The organism is Stenotrophomonas sp. YIM B13575, from assembly GCF_042787595.1.
In the GTDB taxonomy this organism is placed as follows: domain Bacteria; phylum Pseudomonadota; class Gammaproteobacteria; order Xanthomonadales; family Xanthomonadaceae; genus Stenotrophomonas; species Stenotrophomonas lactitubi_B.
This window is the reverse complement of the sequence record NZ_JBHZOP010000104.1, coordinates 1-16314: the sequence shown is the minus strand read 5'-3', so window position 1 is coordinate 16314 and position 16314 is coordinate 1. Positions and strand designations below refer to the sequence as shown.

General features: G+C 66.8%; 11 protein-coding genes. 5 read left to right on the top strand and 6 right to left on the bottom strand.

All coding sequences use genetic code 11. The annotated features are described in order from the left end of the window. Window positions 1-7: 7 nt before the first annotated feature. The gene (locus tag ACFX4F_RS16045) at window positions 8-1603 is read left to right on the top strand and encodes an alkaline phosphatase D family protein (RefSeq protein ID WP_380657036.1); all 1596 of its coding nucleotides are present in this window, start codon (window positions 8-10) and stop codon (window positions 1601-1603) included. Between the two features lie 55 nt (window positions 1604-1658). Here ACFX4F_RS16045 and ACFX4F_RS16040 read toward each other — a convergent pair whose 3' ends face one another. The 4 genes from ACFX4F_RS16040 to ACFX4F_RS16025 form a co-directional block, all read right to left on the bottom strand. Beyond that, the gene (locus ACFX4F_RS16040) at window positions 1659-3767 is read right to left on the bottom strand and encodes a phosphocholine-specific phospholipase C (protein ID WP_380657033.1); all 2109 of its coding nucleotides are present in this window, start codon (window positions 3765-3767) and stop codon (window positions 1659-1661) included. 10 nt (window positions 3768-3777) lie between these two features. Beyond that, window positions 3778-6156, bottom strand: a complete 2379-nt coding sequence (locus tag ACFX4F_RS16035) for a TonB-dependent receptor (RefSeq protein ID WP_380657030.1) — start codon at window positions 6154-6156, stop codon at window positions 3778-3780. Between the two features lie 118 nt (window positions 6157-6274). Continuing rightward, entirely contained in the window at window positions 6275-7201 is a 927-nt protein-coding gene (locus ACFX4F_RS16030) for a c-type cytochrome (RefSeq protein WP_380657027.1), read from the bottom strand. Then, window positions 7198-8544, bottom strand: coding sequence for a c-type cytochrome (locus ACFX4F_RS16025; protein ID WP_380657068.1), 1347 nt, complete (start codon window positions 8542-8544; stop codon window positions 7198-7200). The genes ACFX4F_RS16030 and ACFX4F_RS16025 overlap by 4 nt, the downstream gene beginning before the upstream one ends. A gap of 183 nt (window positions 8545-8727) precedes the next feature. On the opposite strand from ACFX4F_RS16025, the gene ACFX4F_RS16020 reads away from it, so the two are divergent. Next, entirely contained in the window at window positions 8728-9879 is a 1152-nt protein-coding gene (locus tag ACFX4F_RS16020) for an alpha/beta hydrolase (protein WP_380657024.1), read from the top strand. Between the two features lie 4 nt (window positions 9880-9883). Here ACFX4F_RS16020 and ACFX4F_RS16015 read toward each other — a convergent pair whose 3' ends face one another. After that, window positions 9884-11023: an MFS transporter gene (locus ACFX4F_RS16015; RefSeq protein ID WP_099820119.1), complete on the bottom strand. Its 1140-nt coding sequence runs from the start codon at window positions 11021-11023 to the stop codon at window positions 9884-9886. Between the two features lie 186 nt (window positions 11024-11209). On the opposite strand from ACFX4F_RS16015, the gene ACFX4F_RS16010 reads away from it, so the two are divergent. Beyond that, the gene (locus tag ACFX4F_RS16010) at window positions 11210-11905 is read left to right on the top strand and encodes an alpha/beta hydrolase (protein WP_380657020.1); all 696 of its coding nucleotides are present in this window, start codon (window positions 11210-11212) and stop codon (window positions 11903-11905) included. Window positions 11906-12062: 157 nt separating this feature from the next. Continuing rightward, window positions 12063-14258, top strand: coding sequence for a TonB-dependent siderophore receptor (locus ACFX4F_RS16005; RefSeq protein WP_380657017.1), 2196 nt, complete (start codon window positions 12063-12065; stop codon window positions 14256-14258). A gap of 91 nt (window positions 14259-14349) precedes the next feature. Here the strand turns inward: ACFX4F_RS16005 and ACFX4F_RS16000 are convergent, their stop codons facing one another. Continuing rightward, window positions 14350-15051 carry a pirin family protein gene (locus tag ACFX4F_RS16000; RefSeq protein WP_099820122.1) on the bottom strand — a complete coding sequence of 234 codons (702 nt, stop codon included), beginning with the start codon at window positions 15049-15051 and terminating at the stop codon, window positions 14350-14352. Window positions 15052-15191: 140 nt separating this feature from the next. Here ACFX4F_RS16000 and ACFX4F_RS15995 point away from each other — a divergent pair, with 140 nt between their 5' ends. Then, window positions 15192-16112, top strand: a complete 921-nt coding sequence (locus tag ACFX4F_RS15995) for a LysR family transcriptional regulator (protein WP_380657013.1) — start codon at window positions 15192-15194, stop codon at window positions 16110-16112. Window positions 16113-16314: the final 202 nt, after the last annotated feature.

The following is a 16314-nucleotide window of genomic DNA, read 5'->3' as shown; positions in this document are numbered from 1 at the left end:
GGCCGTCTTGGATACGATCAATCGCAGGCGCTTCCTTGCCCTGTCGGGTCTTTCCGCATTGGGGGCGTGGGCCGGGACCGCCCGCGCGCTGGCCGCGCAGAACGATGCGGCGGCGTTGAATCCACGCAATCTTCTGGCTTCACCGCGCTTTGCCAGTACGCCGTTCACCCTCGGCGTGGCATCCGGTGATCCGTCAGCCGACGGCATGGCGTTGTGGACGCGGCTGGCCACCGAGCCCTTGGTGTTCGGTGGCGGCATGCCCACCCGGCCGATGGTGGTGGGATGGCAGGTGGCCGCTGACGAGGCCATGCGCAAGGTGGTGAGGCAGGGAACCTCGCTGGCCCACCCCGAGCTGGGCCATGCGCTGCACGTGGAGCTGGATGGCCTGCTGCCTGGGCGGCCGTACTGGTACCGCTTCACCGTGGGAGGCCATGCCAGTGCGATCGGGCGCACCCACACCCTGCCTGCGGCGAACGCGCCGATCAAGCGCGTGCGCTTCGCGGTGGCCGGCTGCCAGCATTTCGAAGAAGGGCACTACACGGCGTGGCGACATATTGCCGAGGAACCACTCGATTTCGTGTTCCATTACGGCGACTACATCTACGAGGGCGAAAGCCAGCCCGGCGTGCGCAAGATGAACGGTCAGCCGTTCACCAACCTGCGCAACCACGTTGGCCCACAGACCTATACGCTCGACGACTATCGCCGCCGCTACGCGCAGTACAAGACCGATACGGACCTGCAGGCCGCGCACGCCGCATCACCGTGGTTCGTGACGTTCGACGACCATGAAGTGGACAACAACTGGGCGGGTGCCGAAGACCAGGACGGTACGCCCAGCGAACTGTTCCTGCTGCGCCGCGCACAGGCGTTCCAGGCGTATTACGAGAACATGCCGTTGCGCGCTTCGTCGTTCCCGCGCGAGGGTCATATGCAGATGTTCCGTCGCGCGCGTTACGGCACGCTGCTGGACCTGCACCTGCTTGATACCCGCCAGTACCGCAGCAAGCAGGTGGACATGGCGCAGCGCGGACAGGTGGAATCTGCCGTGCGCAGCATTGTGGGTGCGAAGCAGGAGCAATGGCTGTTCGATGGCCTGGCCGATGCCGCGCCGCGTTGGCACGCGATCGCGCACCAGGTCTCACTGGGCAATTACATGCGCGAGAAGGACGGCGTGGTGCAGTCTTCCGATGACCAGTGGTCCGGCTATCTGTGCAGCCGCCGGCGCCTGCTTGATCACATCCAGAAGGTGGGCTTCGGCAACGTGGTGACCGCCTGTGGCGATGCACACCGTCACTATGCCAGCGACCTGGTGCAGGACAACGTCGATTCCGGGGTGATCTCCAGCGAGTTCCTGGCGACCTCGATCAGCTCGGGCGCCGACGGGCAGGGCGTGGATGCCTATGCAGAGAACCAGCTGCGGCACAGCCCCCACTTGAAGGCGACGACGGACAAGCGCGGTTACGTGCTGTGTGATGTCACCCGCGATGCCTGGATCGGTGACATGAAGACCCTTGATACGGTCATGCGACCGAACGGCACGCTGCAGAGCTGGAAGCGCTATGCAGTGGAGCACGGCCGTCCGGGGTTGCAGGAGGCCTGAGCCGGCTGTCCTGCGGTGTAGGGCCGGGCAGGCGCCCGGCGCTACGGAAGTGCCTTCAGCCGTGCTCGAAGCGCAACGGTGCGGTGCCCATGGCGGGGTCGCTGGTGCCGGCGCGGCCATCTTCGGCACGGCCGGCCAAGCGTTGCTCGACGCCCTCCGAGCGCACGATCAGGTCGTACCAGCCTGCGGTCGGTGTCGGGTCCCAGGCCAGGACGGTTTCCGCGCCGGCCACCAGCTGCAGTTCCTGTACGGGCATGTGGCCCGCGTAGGCACCGCCCTGCACCTGGACCTTCCGAACTGAAGGCGATGGATTGCGCAGCACCAGCCGCAGCTGGCCGTCCGCGTGTTCCACCTGTGCATGCAGCGGCGCGAGCGTGCCCGCGCCGCGATAGTGGCGATGGAATCCATTCGGCCCCAGCAGCCAGAGGTCGTAACGACCCTGTGCATCCAGCGGCCAACGATCCTGCAACGGGGCACCCGGTGCCACGGTGTAGCGGCGCGGGATGGCGTCCAGGCGCAGGCGGTCGTAGACATGCAGGACGGCCGGGGCGCCATCGCTGGCCAGCTGCAGGGTGAGGCCCTGGCCATCCACCGACGTGGCCTGCACCTGTGGCCGATAGGGCAGTGCCCGCGCCGGACGCACGCCCGGCTCCTGGCGGGCCGGATGCAGGCCATCGGGCAGCGCAGGCACGGTACGGCCGGGCAGGGCGGCGGCGCGCGCTGCGACGGCGGTGACATCCGGCAGTGCCTTGGTGAAGGGGCGCGTGTCGCGCTGGGCGAAGTCGAAGGCGTTGCTGAGATCACCGCAGACCGCACGCCGCCACGGCGAGATGTCCGGCGCGGCCACGCCGAAGCGTCGCTCGATCAGACGCAGCACCGAAGTGTGGTCATACACCTGCGAGTCGACCCAGCCGCCACGGCTCCACGGTGAAATCACATACAACGGGACGCGTGGGCCAAGCCCATAGGGGCGCCCGCGCAGCTCGGCGGCATCGTATTTCTCGTCGCCCGGTGCCGGGTTGCGGTGGTATTCGCCCTCGGTGCTGACCGCCGATGCACCGGCCCAGCCATCGCCAAGCGGGGAGGGTGGTGCCGGTGGTGGTACATGGTCGAAGAAGCCATCGTTCTCATCGAACATCAGCAGCAGGGCGGTGCGACTCCACACCTCCGGGTCGGCGGTCAATGCATCCAGCAGGCGCGCGGTATAGGCGGCGCCCTGCGCGGGGCTGGACGGCCCCGGATGCTCGCTGCCGGCCGCATCGGCGATGATGAAACTGACCTGCGGCAGGCGGCCGTTGATCGCGTCCTCGCGCAGCTGCGCCAGACCACGTGTGCTGACGCCGCGTGCGCGCAGTTCCGGGTCATGCCCCGGGTCGCCGCGGTGTGCCTGGCGGAAGGCCTCGAACCCGGCCAGCGGGTTGTCGGTGAAGTTGTCGGCCATGTCCTGGTAGATCTGCCAGGACACGCCGGCCTGCTGCAGCCGCTCGACATAGCTGGTCCAGCGATACGACTCCGGATGGCTGCCCTGCTCGGGGAAATTGTCGTGGGAATTGGCGATCACCGGGCCGCCTGCGCGGGCCTGGGCATCGTTGTGGCCGGTCCACAGGAACACGCGGTTCGGGTTGGTGCCGGCCTGCATCGCGCAGTGGTAGGCATCGCAGAGGGTGAACGCATCGGCCAGGGCGAACTGGAACGGCATGTCGCTGCGCTGGAAGTAGCCCATCGAATGGTTCTGCTTGGCCTTGGGCCAGTGCGCCATGCGTCCGTGGTCCCACGCCTGCTGTGCATCCGGCCAGGTGTGCGGCGTGCCTTCCACCCGCATGTAGCCGAAGTGCGCAGCGGTATCCAATGGGAAAGGGGCGATCGCGCGCTGGCCGCTGGCATCGGGCTGCAACCACAGGCTGCGCGGGTGGTCGCCACCGGGCAGCGGCGATGCCGGCGCAACGAAACGGTCACCGAAGCCACGCACGCCCGGCAACGTGCCGAAGTAGTGGTCGAACGAGCGGTTCTCCTGCATGAACACCACGATGTGCTGCAGGTCCTGCAGGCTGCGCGTGCGCGAAGCAGGGGCGATCGCTGCTGCCCGGGCGATGCTGGGCAGCAGCGGCGAAAGGCCGGCGGCGACGCCGGCCTGCAACAGTCGGCGTCGGCCGGTATCGGTCACAGGGTCACACTCACAAGTCCACGCGGAAGGAGATGCCGACGGTGCGCGGGGCGCCGATGAAGGCGTTGTCGCGGCCGTCCACCCCTGCAAGATAGCGCTTGTCGGTCAGGTTGCTCACCACCAGGTTGGCACCCGTGCCCTTCAGGCGCGGCGACAGGCCCTGCAGGTCGAAACCGATGTTGGCGTTGAACACGGTGGCCGAAGGCAGTTTGTTGACATTGGCCGCATCCAGGTAGCGCTCGCCGAGGTAGCGACCGGACAGGCCGAAGTTCCAGTTCTCACCCTGCCAGTCGGCCGACACCACCAGGATCTGCTCGGGCTGGCCGATCACCTTGGCACCGTCGACGATGCCCAGCTGCTTGTCGCGCGCGTCGTTGCCGCTGCCCAGGTACTTGGAGCGGTTGTAGGTGTAGGCGGCATTGATGCGCCAGCCATTGTCCCAGCCGTAGCCGAAGGCCGCTTCCAGGCCATTGCTTTCCACGCCGCCGAAGTTCTCGTAGACGCCATCGGTCTCGCCGAGGTAGTCGATGCCGCTGACCAGGCCGGCCGGCAGGTAGACGATGCGGTTGTCGAACTTGATGTTGTACAGGGTGACCGAGGCGGTCAGCGGCCAGCGGCTGATGCGCATGCCCAGTTCGATGTTGTCGGCGGTTTCCGGTTCGACGTTGCGGAAGCGCTGCGGATCGGTTTCACCCAGCACGCCGGAGGGGATCGCGGCGAAGTTCTGCGAGTAGCCGGCGAACAGCTCCATGCCCTCCACACCCGGGGCCCAGGTGAAGCCGGTGGACAGCAGCGGATCGGACTTCGAATCGGACTTCACATTCTCGGCGGCGCCGATCACACGGCGACGCGACTGGTCGACGAAGAACTGCTTCACGCCGAGGCGCGCGCTGAACGGACCGAAGCGGGCCACGTCCTCGACGTAGTACATCTGCTCATCGACCTTGTACTTGTCTTCGAACTGCACCCAGTAGGGCTGGTGGTCGAAGGCGATGTCCTGGCCGACGTTGAGCAGGCGGTGCCAGTCGCGGCGCACGGAACGGTCGAGCTTCTCCACCCACAGGCCACCGCGGATCGTGTTGTCGATCGCACCGAAAGTCTGCCGCCATTCGACGTCGGCGGTGACGCCCATGCGATCGTTGTCGTAGTGGGAATGGCGGTAGGACTGCGCGCCCTGCACATTGCCGGCGTAGCAGTTGGGGTCGTACTCGGCGCTGAAGCCGAGTCGCGGCGTGCAGTTGGCCAGACGCTGGGCGGAACTGCCATCGGGGTTCACGAAGTAGATCTGGCCACGGTTGCTGCCGCCGTAGACCGTCCTGCCGCCGAGGTACTCCGACTGCGGGCGACCGGCGCCATCGTCGCTGACATCGGCCAGGTACGGCGGCAGCCAGTCACCGCGGCCCTGCATGCGGTGCCCGTAGGCGGCCATCGAGGCCTTGAAACCGTTGCCGCCATCAAAGGCTGCGCGCAGGTAGCCGAAGGTGTTCTCGCGCAGCGCGCGCGAACCGGAGCGGTAGTTCTGGTCCAGATACGGAATGCCGGTCAGGGTGCCGACCAGACCATCGCGGTCCGGGTTGGTGGCGAAGCCCTTCGGTGAAACGCTGGTGTACTCCGGCTCGTCGGCATCGTTGTAGGACAGGTAGCCGGTCAGGGTCCAGCGGTCCAGTTCGGTGATGAACTTGCCGGCGATGTTGTCGTTGCTGGTGTGTCCGGTGCCATCGATCCAGTCATGCACGCGCGCCGAGGATGCGCTGATCCACGCGCGGGTATGTCCGCCCAGCAGGCCGGTGTCGTAGCGCACGTAGTACTTGCGCGCTTCGTTGTCGCCGGCGCCTACCACCATGCGCAGGCGCTGCTCCTGCAGTGGATCGCTGGTGAGGAAGTTCAGGGTGCCGCCCAGCGCTTCGTTCGAGCGCGAGGAGATATCGGCCGTGCCCTGGCTCACTTCCACCGTTTCCAGGTCGAGCGTATCGATGTAGCGGTTGGCCAGCGAGCCGCCGCCATAACCGGAACCGCCATTGGGCAGGCCGTCGATGGTGGTACCGATCTGCTGGGTATCGCGGTTGGTGACGAAGCCGCGCATGCTGATCTGCGTGCCCCACACCGACGAACCGGTGGCATCGGCTTCGCTGACGACCACGCCAGGCACTTCGTTGAGCGCGCCATTGACGCTGCTCAACACGGTCTGCCGGTTCAAGGTTTCCTGGCGCACCGAGGTCTTGGCATAGCTGGTGGCCTGGCCGATCACCTGCACCTGGTCCAGGGTCCGCGCGTCGGCGCTTCGCGTATCGGCGGCATCGCCCTGCGGTGCTTCAGCCAGGGCATCCAGTGCGGGAGCAATCAGCAGGGCAAGCAGCGAGATACGGGGAAAGCGCGCAATCGTTCGCATCGAAACCGGACCTTCAGGAGAGGAAAGTCCGGGAGTGTCGGCAGCGCCGATGACATGGCGGTGACGCGCAGATGCAGGGAGTGTGTTGTGTGACGGCCGGCAACACCGGCGGCGTCCCTCAGTAGCGTGCGTCCTTCGGTTTCGGGTCGCGTGGCCAGTCCTTGGCCTTGCCGGCAAAGTCCGGGCGCGGTTGGTTGATGAAGTAACTGGCGATATCCACCGCATCCTGGTCGGGCATCACCTGCTGGCCCAGAGGCGGTTCACGGCTCACCGCCGGCGGCATGTTGTGCTTGACGAAGCCTGCGGCCTTGTACAACCGCGCCATGCCGGCACCGATGTTGAAGCTGCGCTCGCCCCACAGCGGCGGGAACGCGATATCGCCACTGGCATCGCGCTGGCCCTCTCCGTTGTCGCCGTGGCAGGCAGCGCACTGCGCGGCATACAGCGCCTGCCCACGTATCGGGTCCGGCGTCAGCGTGCTGTCGATCGGCCCTTCTCTGGGCGCGGCTACGCGTGCACCCTCCGGTACCGGGCGGCTCAGCCACGCCATGTATTCCAGCATCGCGCGCATCTCCGGTGCATCCTTGGACAGCGGTTTGCCGTTCATCGAACGCTGCAGGCAGCCGTTGATGCGCTCGGCCAGACCGATTTCCCTGCCCGGGCGCGGCATGTAGCGCGGGTAGCTGCCACCGCCGGTGTTGAAGTAGTGATTGCCGAACGGTCGCTTGCCCTCGGCCATGTGGCAGGAGTTGCAGTTCAGATCGTTGCCGACATTGTCCGGCAGCAGGCGTGCGGTCTCGTTGAGCAGGCGACGGCCGAACATCACCGCGTCGGCGTTGCCGAGGCTGGCGATCTCATCGGCACTGGGCACGTGGTACTGGCCCACCCGCTGGCCGTGGCCGTCGAGGATATCCAGGGTCCTTGCCACCTCCGCGTCCAGGTCCGGGTGCAGATGCTGGTACAGCAGCGTACCGGCACCGGCCAGCAGCACCGCAACCACTGCGCTGGTGATCAACGCTGTCGAACGCTTCTTCGAACGCCTCATTGCGCCGTCTCCTGCGGGACCACATGCACCGGCTTGTCACGCACCACCCGGCGCATGCGCGCCACGTCCAGTTCACTGACCGCACTGGCCTGATTGCCCCAGCTGTTGCGGATGAAGGTGAGGATGTCGGCGAGCTGCGCATTGGGCAGCTGCTCGAAGCCCGGCATGGTGAACGCCATCCGGTCATGCGCGGTATGTGGCGTACGCCCACCGATCAGGGTTACCTGCACCAGCGAGCTGGGATCGTCGGCGAACACGATGGAGTTGCCGGCCAGGGCAGGGTAGACCCGTGGCATGCCACGGCCATCTGCACGATGGCAGGCCTGGCAGTGTTCGGCGTAGGCCAGCGAACCGGCCACCCGGTAGTCGCCGCCGCGCAGTGCGGTGGTGGTGGTGTCGGTGCCCGGCGTCCACTGCGCGCTGCGACCGTCGCGTGCTGGCAGCTGCTTCAGATACCGCGCCATCGCCAGCAGATCGGCATCGGACAGGTACTGCGTGCTGTGCTCGACCACATCGGCCATGCCGCCGAAGGCCGCGGAACGATCGGTGCGGCCGGTACGCAGGAATTCGACGATCTCGGCTTCGCTCCAGCTGGCCAGGCCGGTCGCTTCGTTGCGCAGGTTCTTCGCATACCAGCCTTCCAGTACCGAGCCGGACAGGAACTGGCGGCTGCCATCATCGGCCATCGCCTTTTCCTGGAAGGCCAGCCCGCGCGGGGTATGGCAGGCGCCGCAATGGGCCAGGCCTTCAACCAGTTCGGCGCCGCGTTGCTGGCCGGCATCCAGGGCCGGATCCGCGGTGAAGCTGCGCGGGCGCGCGAACAGCAGCTGCCACCAGGCAAGCGGCCAGCGCATGTTGGCCGGCCATGGAATCGTGCTGTCGGCGTTGTCCTGCCGGACCGGCTGCACTGCACCCATGAAGTAGGCATACAGCGCCTTGATCTCGGCGTCGCTGGCGATTACGTACGAGGCGTAGGGCATTGCCGGATACAGCGGCTGGCCGTCATGGCGGATGCCACGCCGCACCGCGCGCTCGAAATCCGCATAGTCGTACGCGCCGATGCCGGTATCCGGGTCCGGGGTGATGTTGGTCGAATACAGCGTGCCCATCGGCGTCTGCATGCCAAGCCCACCGGCGAAGGGCTTGCCGCCCGGTGCGGTGTGGCAGGCGGCGCAGTCGGCGGCACGTGACAGATACCGGCCCTGCTCGATCAGGGTCGGGTCGTGGATATCGACCTCGGCCTGTTGCCGCGGGGCGAACCAGTACGGCGTGCTGCGGGCGATGCCGTAGGCGGCGGCCAATGTGGCGGCCAGGGCAATGGCGAGCTTGAACGAGGTGCGCATGCCGGCACTGTGGCCATTGATGCGATGGCGTTCATTGATCCGGATCAATGCTTCGGCCGGTCGCGACATTGTGACAAGCTGAATCGATCCTGCGCTGTCATCAACCCGTCATCCAGCTGCGATAGATGGCGTCGGGCGTGGCCGCTAATCTGCCACGCTGTCGCACTTTTCCCCTGACTGCCCATGAAGCGCCTGCTGCTGCTTTTGCTGGCGTGCGCCGGCCTGTGGCTGGCTGCATGCTCTTCTTCGATGACCGCCTCGTCCACCTCGCTCAGCGACCGCCTGATCGCGCCCGGTGGCGTTTCGACCCTGCTTGATCAACCGCGGATCGCCGCGGCCGTGGCTGCGTTGCCGAACCGGCATGGCTTCGCCGCGGGCCGTGATGGCGTGCCGATCTTCTGGCGCGCATTCGATCCGGGTGACTATGGTGCGCGCTACCACTACCTGCCGCAGCAGCACCAGAACGGCCTGCCGCTGGATACCGGGCTGAGCCTGGCGGTACCGCAACCGTTCCGCGCGCAGGCGCCACGTGGCACCGTGGTGCTGCTGCACGGCTGGATGATGAACGGTGATTCGATGCTGCCGTGGTCGCTGCAGCTGGCCGAGTCGGGCTACCGCGTGGTCACCCTGGACCTGCGCAACCATGGCCAGTCCGGCGCCGGTCCCTCTGGCTACGGCACCTATGAATCGGACGATGTGGTGGATGTCATCGCCGAACTGCGCGCGCGCGGCGAGGTGACCGGTCCGCTGTACCTGTTCGGCGTTTCCTATGGCGCTGCCACCGCACTGTTCACCGCCGACAAGCTGGGCGACCAGGTCGCAGGCGTGGTGGCGATGGAATCGTTTGCCAATGCCGGCGTAGCGATCCGCACCATGATTCCGCATCTGATGGCGCTGCAGCCGGAAGGCTTGAAGGCAAAGGCCATCGCCTCGTATGCACGCTGGCGCTACGGCAGCCAGGACATCAACCAGGTGGTGGCCGCCGCCAGCCGCCGCATCGACGTGGACCTGGACAAGGTGGATGTTGCCCGCGCGCTGGCCGATACCCGTGCCTGCGTGCTGCTGCTGCACGGGCAGGGCGACCAGCACATTCCGGTCAGCCAGGGGCGTGCGCTGGCACAGGCCAACCCGCGTGCGCACTACATCGAGATGCGCGGCGAAGATCACATCACCCTGCCGCTGCGGCTGGACCTGCTGGCCGGGGTGGTCGATGACTGGATGGCACGCGACGAACACCACCCGAAGTCCGCGTGCCCAGCGCCGCAGTTGCCGGCCCAGGCCGAGTGGCTGGTGCACGGCGTCGATGCACCGGCAAAGACCCCAGCGCGCAGCTGAGCCTTCAGGGCAGGCGGCGGGCCAGTGAACGCGCCGACGCCGCCACGCCCAGCAGCATCGCCGCCACGCACAGGAAGGCAAAGCCCAGGCTGGTGGCGTGGGCGAGCGCGCCGATCGCTGCGGGGCCCGCAAGGATGCCGGCATAGCCCAGCGTGGTGACTGCGGTGATCGCAATGCTCTCCGGCATCGCCCGCTGCTGGCCGGCCATCGAGAACAGGGCGGGCACGATGTTGGCGCAGCCCAGGCCCACCAGCACGTAACCGACCAGCGCCATCGCGAAGGAGGGCACCAGCGTGGCCAGTGCGAAACCGGCTGCTGCGGTGATGCCGCCAATGACGATGGTGCGGGTGCGGCCAAGGCGCTCGACGATGCCATCGCCGAACAGGCGCATCGCGGTCATCGCCAGCGTGAACACCGCAAAGCCGGCACCGGCCTGGTCGCGCGGCACCTGCCGCACTTCGGCCAGGAACACCGCACTCCAGTCGAGCATCGAGCCCTCGGCCAGGAACACCACGAAGGCGAGCACACTGATGAACAGCACGACGCCGTGCGGCACGGCCAGCATCGGGCCATCATGCAGGATGCGCTGCGGGCGCCAGTGCGGGGCCGACAGCACGGCCACCAGCAGCATGGCCGCCACGGCGACCAGTGACGCCAGCCACAGCGGCGTACCGAGAACCAGCAGGCCGGTCATGCAGCCGGCGCCGACGAAGCCACCAATGCTGTAGAACGCGTGGAAGCCGGACATCATCGGGCGGCCCGCATCGCGCTCGACGGCCACCGCCTGCATGTTCATCGTGCAGTCCATCGCGCCCACACCCGCACCGAACACGAACAGCGTCGCCCCCAGTGCCAGCGGCGTGGGAGCGAGCGTCAGCAGTGGCAGGGCGAGCAGAATCAACGCCGTGGTGGCGATCATCAAGCGGCGTGAGCCCAGCCGCGCGGTCAACGCACCTGCCAGCGGCATCGCCAGCAATGAGCCCAGTCCCAGGCACAGCAGCAGCCCGCCGAGGCTGGCATCGGACAACCCGGCCTTGGCCTTGGCGAACGGCACCATCGGTGCCCAGGCAGCAGTGGCAAAGCCGGGAATGAAGAAGGCAGCGCGGGTCGCGTGCTGCTGGGCGCGGGGAGAAGAAGGCGTCATGCGCGAGGAAGGCTCAAGAGGATCCCGCTATGAAAACGTTTTCATAGGCGCCGGGCAAGTGCCATGCGTGACATCGGGCGACGCATACGATTGCAGTGGGCTGGATGCGTCACCGTTGATTAACGCCATCGGTGGAGAGTAGCCCGACGGTCGGCATTCCGCCCGGCCGCTGCCGGAGATCAGCGCATGAGCACCACACCGACCATCCTCCTCGTCCATGGCTTCTGGGGCGGGGCCGCACACTGGGCCAAGGTGATCCTGGAACTGCACCGCAAGGGCCACGACCAGGTGAAGGCGGTCGAGCTGCCGCTGACCTCGCTGGTCAACGACGCCGAGCGGACGCGCCGGATGATCCGCCAGATCGATGGCCCGGTGGTGCTGGTCGGGCACTCCTACGGGGGCGCGGTGATCACCGAAGCCGGCAACCAGGCCAACGTGCAGGGCCTGGTCTATATCGCTGCATTTGCCCCGGACAGCGGTGAGAGCCCGGGCGGCATTACCCAGCAGCACCTGCCCGAAGCGGCACCGAACCTTGCCCCGGACAGCGATGGCTATCTGTGGCTGCGCGCGGACAAGTTCCATGAGAGCTTCTGCCAGGACCTCAGCGCCGACGAAGGCTGGGTGATGGCGGTGACCCAGAAGGCGCCGCTGGCCAGCACCTTCGGCGATGCGATCAGCGATCCGGCGTGGAAGCACAAGCCGAGCTGGTACCAGCTTTCCAGCCAGGACCGGATGATCTCGCCACAGAACCAGAAGGCCATGGCCGAACGCCTGCAGCCCAAGCGCCTGCTGCAGCTGGAAGCGAGCCATGCCTCGCTGGCCTCGCATCCGGCCGAAGTGGCAGCACTGATCCTGGAGGCGGTGGCGGCCGTCGACGGCTGACGTTTGCCACGGGGCAGCGCCTGCTCGGGCCCGGGCGCCACCCACGACAGCGGAAGCGCAGGAGAGTAAACTCCTGCGCCTGCGGCCCTTGGCCGCCATTCCCCCTTTTCCCTCGAGCCGCCGCCAGAGGATCCCACCCCTTCGTGGAGGTCCCGTCGTGTCGTCCGTGCCTGTTCGTTTTTCCGTGCTCTCCCTGCGTCGTCGCCCGTTGGCGAGGGCCCTTGCCCATGGTCTTCTGCTGACCTCAGTGGCCGCGGCCGGCGCCGCCTCGGCGCAATCCGCACCGGCTGAAGAAGAGGGCAAAACGCCCTCGCAGACGCTGCAGACCGTGCAGGTCACCGCCAACCAGCTGGGCACCATCACCGAAGGCAGCGGCGCCTACACGCCGGGCACGATCGCCACCGCCACCCGCCGGGTACTGACCCCGCGGCAGACCCCGCAGACCATCAGCGTGATCACCCGTGCGCAGATGGACGACTTCGGCCTGGACGGCATCGATGATGTGATGCGGGTGACCCCGGGCATCAGCATCGTCACCTACGACAGTGAGCGCACCGAGTACTACGCGCGTGGTTTTGCCGTGCAGAACTTCCAGTACGACGGTATTCCGATGTCGCGCGACTCGGCCTATTCGGCCGGCAATACGCTCAGCGATACCGCGATCTACGACCGCATCGAAGTGCTCAAGGGCGCCACCGGCCTGCTGACCGGCATGGGCGATCCCGGCGCGACCATCAACCTGGTACGCAAGAAGCCGGGCAAGGAGTTTGCCGGCAGTGCGACGCTCGGCGTCGGCCGCTGGGATGACTACCGTGCCGAAGTCGATGTCGGCGGCCCGTTGACTGCCGATGGCCGCGTGCGTGGGCGTGCAGTAGGTGCCTGGCAGGACAAGCATTCCAATCTGGATTTCTACCAGCGCACCAGCAAGGTCGGCTATGCCGTGCTGGAAGCCGATCTGGGCGAACGCACGCTGCTGACCGTGGGCGGCGACGTGCTGGAGAGCGACCCCAAGGGCTCGACCTGGGGCGGCATTCCGTTGCTGGACAGTCAGGGCAATTTCAATGACATGCCGCGCTCGTTCAACAACGGTACCCGTTGGAGTGGCTGGCGCCAGTACGTGCGCACCGGCTTTGCCACGCTGGAACACACCTTCGACAACGACTGGGTGGCCAAGCTGCAGCTCAACCACCAGGTCAACGGCTACGACGCGGCGCTGGCCGGTGCGGCCGGTGGCAATCCCGATCCGGTCACCGGCGAAGGCGTTTCGTTGTGGCTGGGCAAGTATGTCGGCAAGACCGTCAGCAACGCTGCCGACTTCTACCTGAGTGGCAACTTCGGCCTGTTCGGCCGTCAGCATGAACTGGTGGTCGGCGGCAGTGCGTCGCGCAAGCGCTGGACCAACACCGGTTATTCGCCGCAGCCCGGCTACCCGACCGCCGTTGCCGATTACAACAGCTGGAAGGGTGATATCCCGGAACCGGAATGGCAGCGCGGTTACGGCAACAATGAAGTGACCCGCGAGAACGGCCTGTACGTGGTCGGTCGCTTCGATGTGGCCGACCCGTTGAAGGTGATCGTCGGCAGCCGCCTGGCCAGCTACCGTTCGCCGCAGACGCGCGAGACCGGCGTGTTCGTGCCGTATGCCGGCGTGGTCTACGACCTTGGCGAGCACTATTCGGTCTACGCCAGCTACAGCACCATCTTCAAGCCGCAGGGTGAGCGCGACGAACAGGGCAGGACGCTGGATCCGCTGGAAGGCCGCAGCTATGAAATGGGTCTGAAGGCGGAGTTCTTCGACGGCCGCTTCAATGCCAGCGCGGCGCTGTTCCAGCTTGACCAGGACAACTTCGCCCAGCCTACCGGTGGCAAGACGCCGACCGGCGATATCGCCTATCGCGGATTGATGGGGGTGCGCACCAAGGGCTACGAACTGGAGTTGTCCGGACAACTGGCCGAGGGCTGGCAGGTGCAGGGCGGCTTTGCGCACAAGATCGCCCGCCAGGCAGGGACCAAGGTGTCCACGCTGGAGCCGGAAAACCAGTTCAGCCTGCACACCAGCTACCGCCTGCGCGGCGACTGGCAGGGGCTGACCGTCGGTGGCGGCGCGCGCTGGCAGGATTCCACGTTCGGCACCATCACCAACCCGGCCAATGGTGCGTCGGTGGTCCATCGCACCCAGCCGTACTGGCTGCTGGATGCCATGGCGCGCTACCAGTTCAACGATCGCCTGTCGGCCACCGTCAACGTCAACAACCTGCTGGACAAGCGCTATTACACGATCTTCAGCTGGTACAGCACCTACACCTGGGGCGAGCCGCGCAACGTGCGGCTGGCGTTGAACTACAGGTTCTGACGCAGGCCTTGTAGAGCCGAGCCCATGCTCGGCTGGCTTTCAAACCGCAGCCGAGCGTGGGCTCGGCTCTACAGATGCGCGGGCGTGTGGGTTACAGCGGCAGGTCGAACACCAGCACTTCGGCGTCGTTGCCGTTTTCCAGGGTCAGCTGTGCCTCGTCGCTGACCTGCAGGGCGTCACCCGCTTCCAGGGTGATGCCGTTGACCTGCAGCTGGCCCCGCGCCACCTGCACATACGCGCCGCGGCCGGCAGCCAGGGCGTGATGCAGCTTCTGCTCGCCATCGAGGATGGTGGCGAAGATGCGCGCATCCTGGTGGATGTGCAGCGAGCCATCGGCGCCATCCGGCGAGGCGATCAGGCGCAGCTGGCCGCGCTTGCTCTCCGGCGTGAAGTGGGTCTCCTCATACGACGGCGTGATGTTCTCGGTCTGCGGGAAGATCCAGATCTGCAGGAAATGCACCGGATCGGTGGCCGAATGGTTGAACTCGCTGTGGCTGACGCCGCTGCCGGCGCTCATGCGCTGCACGTCGCCGTAGCGCAGCACCGAACCGGTGCCCATCGAGTCCTTGTGCTCCAGCGCGCCACCCAGCACGTAGGAGACGATCTCCATGTTGCTGTGGCTGTGGGTGCCGAAGCCCTGGCCGCCGGTCACCTTGTCTTCGTTGATGACCCGCAGCGGGCCGAAGCTCACATAGCGGGGGTCGTAGTAGCTGGCGAACGAGAAGGTATGGCGCGAGGACAGCCAGCCATGCTCGGCCAGGCCACGGGTAGCGCTCTTGCGGATCTGCAGCATGATGGAATCTCCTTGTTCGATGGTTTCGATGGGGCGGGATGGGCTGGCAGCCGCTGTGTTTTCCCGTTGAGGAGAAGTATCCGCTTGCACCTGGGGTTTGAAAAACGGATAGTTTTGACAGCCATCATCGAAAATTTCGAATGCTCAAGCTCAGCCTCGATGCCCTGCAGATCCTGGACGCGATCGACCGCCGAGGCTCATTCGCCGGCGCCGGCAAGGCCCTGCACAAGGTGCCCTCGACCATTTCCTACACCGTGGCCAAGCTGGAAGAGGACCTTGGGGTGCAGCTGTTCGACCGGATCGGCCCGCGGGCGGAGCCGACCGAGGCCGGGCGCGCGTTGCTGGAGGAGGGCAGGCACCTGCTGCGTGCGGCCCGGGAGCTGGAACTGCGGGTACGGCGCGTAGCCTCGGGTTGGGAGGCGGAATTGACCCTGGCGGTGGATTCGGTGTTTCCGACCTGGCTGCTGGGGCCGGATATTGCTGCATTCCGTGAGGTGGCGGCGCCGACCCGATTGCGCCTGTTTGGCGAGGCGTTGTCCGGCACCTGGGAATCACTACTGGACCGGCGCGCCGACCTGTTGGTCGGTGCACCGGGCGAGGGTCCCAGTGGCGGGGGCTACGTGGTCGAGCCGCTGGGCAGCGTGGGTTTCGTGTTTGCGGTGGCGCCGGGGCATCCGCTGGCGACCGTGCCGGGTGTGCTCGGCCGCGAGCAGTTGGCGCCGTACTGCGCGATCGCGGTATCCGATTCGGCACGACGCCTGCTGCCACGCACCGTGGGCCTGTTGATGGGCCAGGAGACGTTGACCGTGCCGGACATGGCCAGCAAGTTGAAGCTGCAGTGCCAGGGGCTGGGATTCGGCTTCCTGCCCGAGCCCTGCGCGCGCGCGGCGGTGGCACGCGGCCAGCTGGTGATCCGCGAGGTCGAGGAGCACAAGCCGGAAGAGACCTTCTGGCTGGCCTGGCGCACCGGCGAAGATGGCGCGGCCCTGCACTGGTGGCGCGAGCGCCTGCGACGGCCGGAGCTGCTGGCGCAATGGTGGCAGGCGATGGCGGAGGGGTAGGGTGCGGCAGGGCTGCGCCCTGCACCTGCCGAGGCAACAGCAACAGCAACGGTAACAGCCAAAGCCAAAGCCAAAGCCAAAGCAACAGCGGGTATTCCGTGGGATGGCGGGGTGGGTCCGGTTGCGGGGGACGCCGCAAGTACGTCCCTGTAGGCTTGGGCGCGCCATCCATGGCGCTTACACCCCCGCAACCGGACCCACC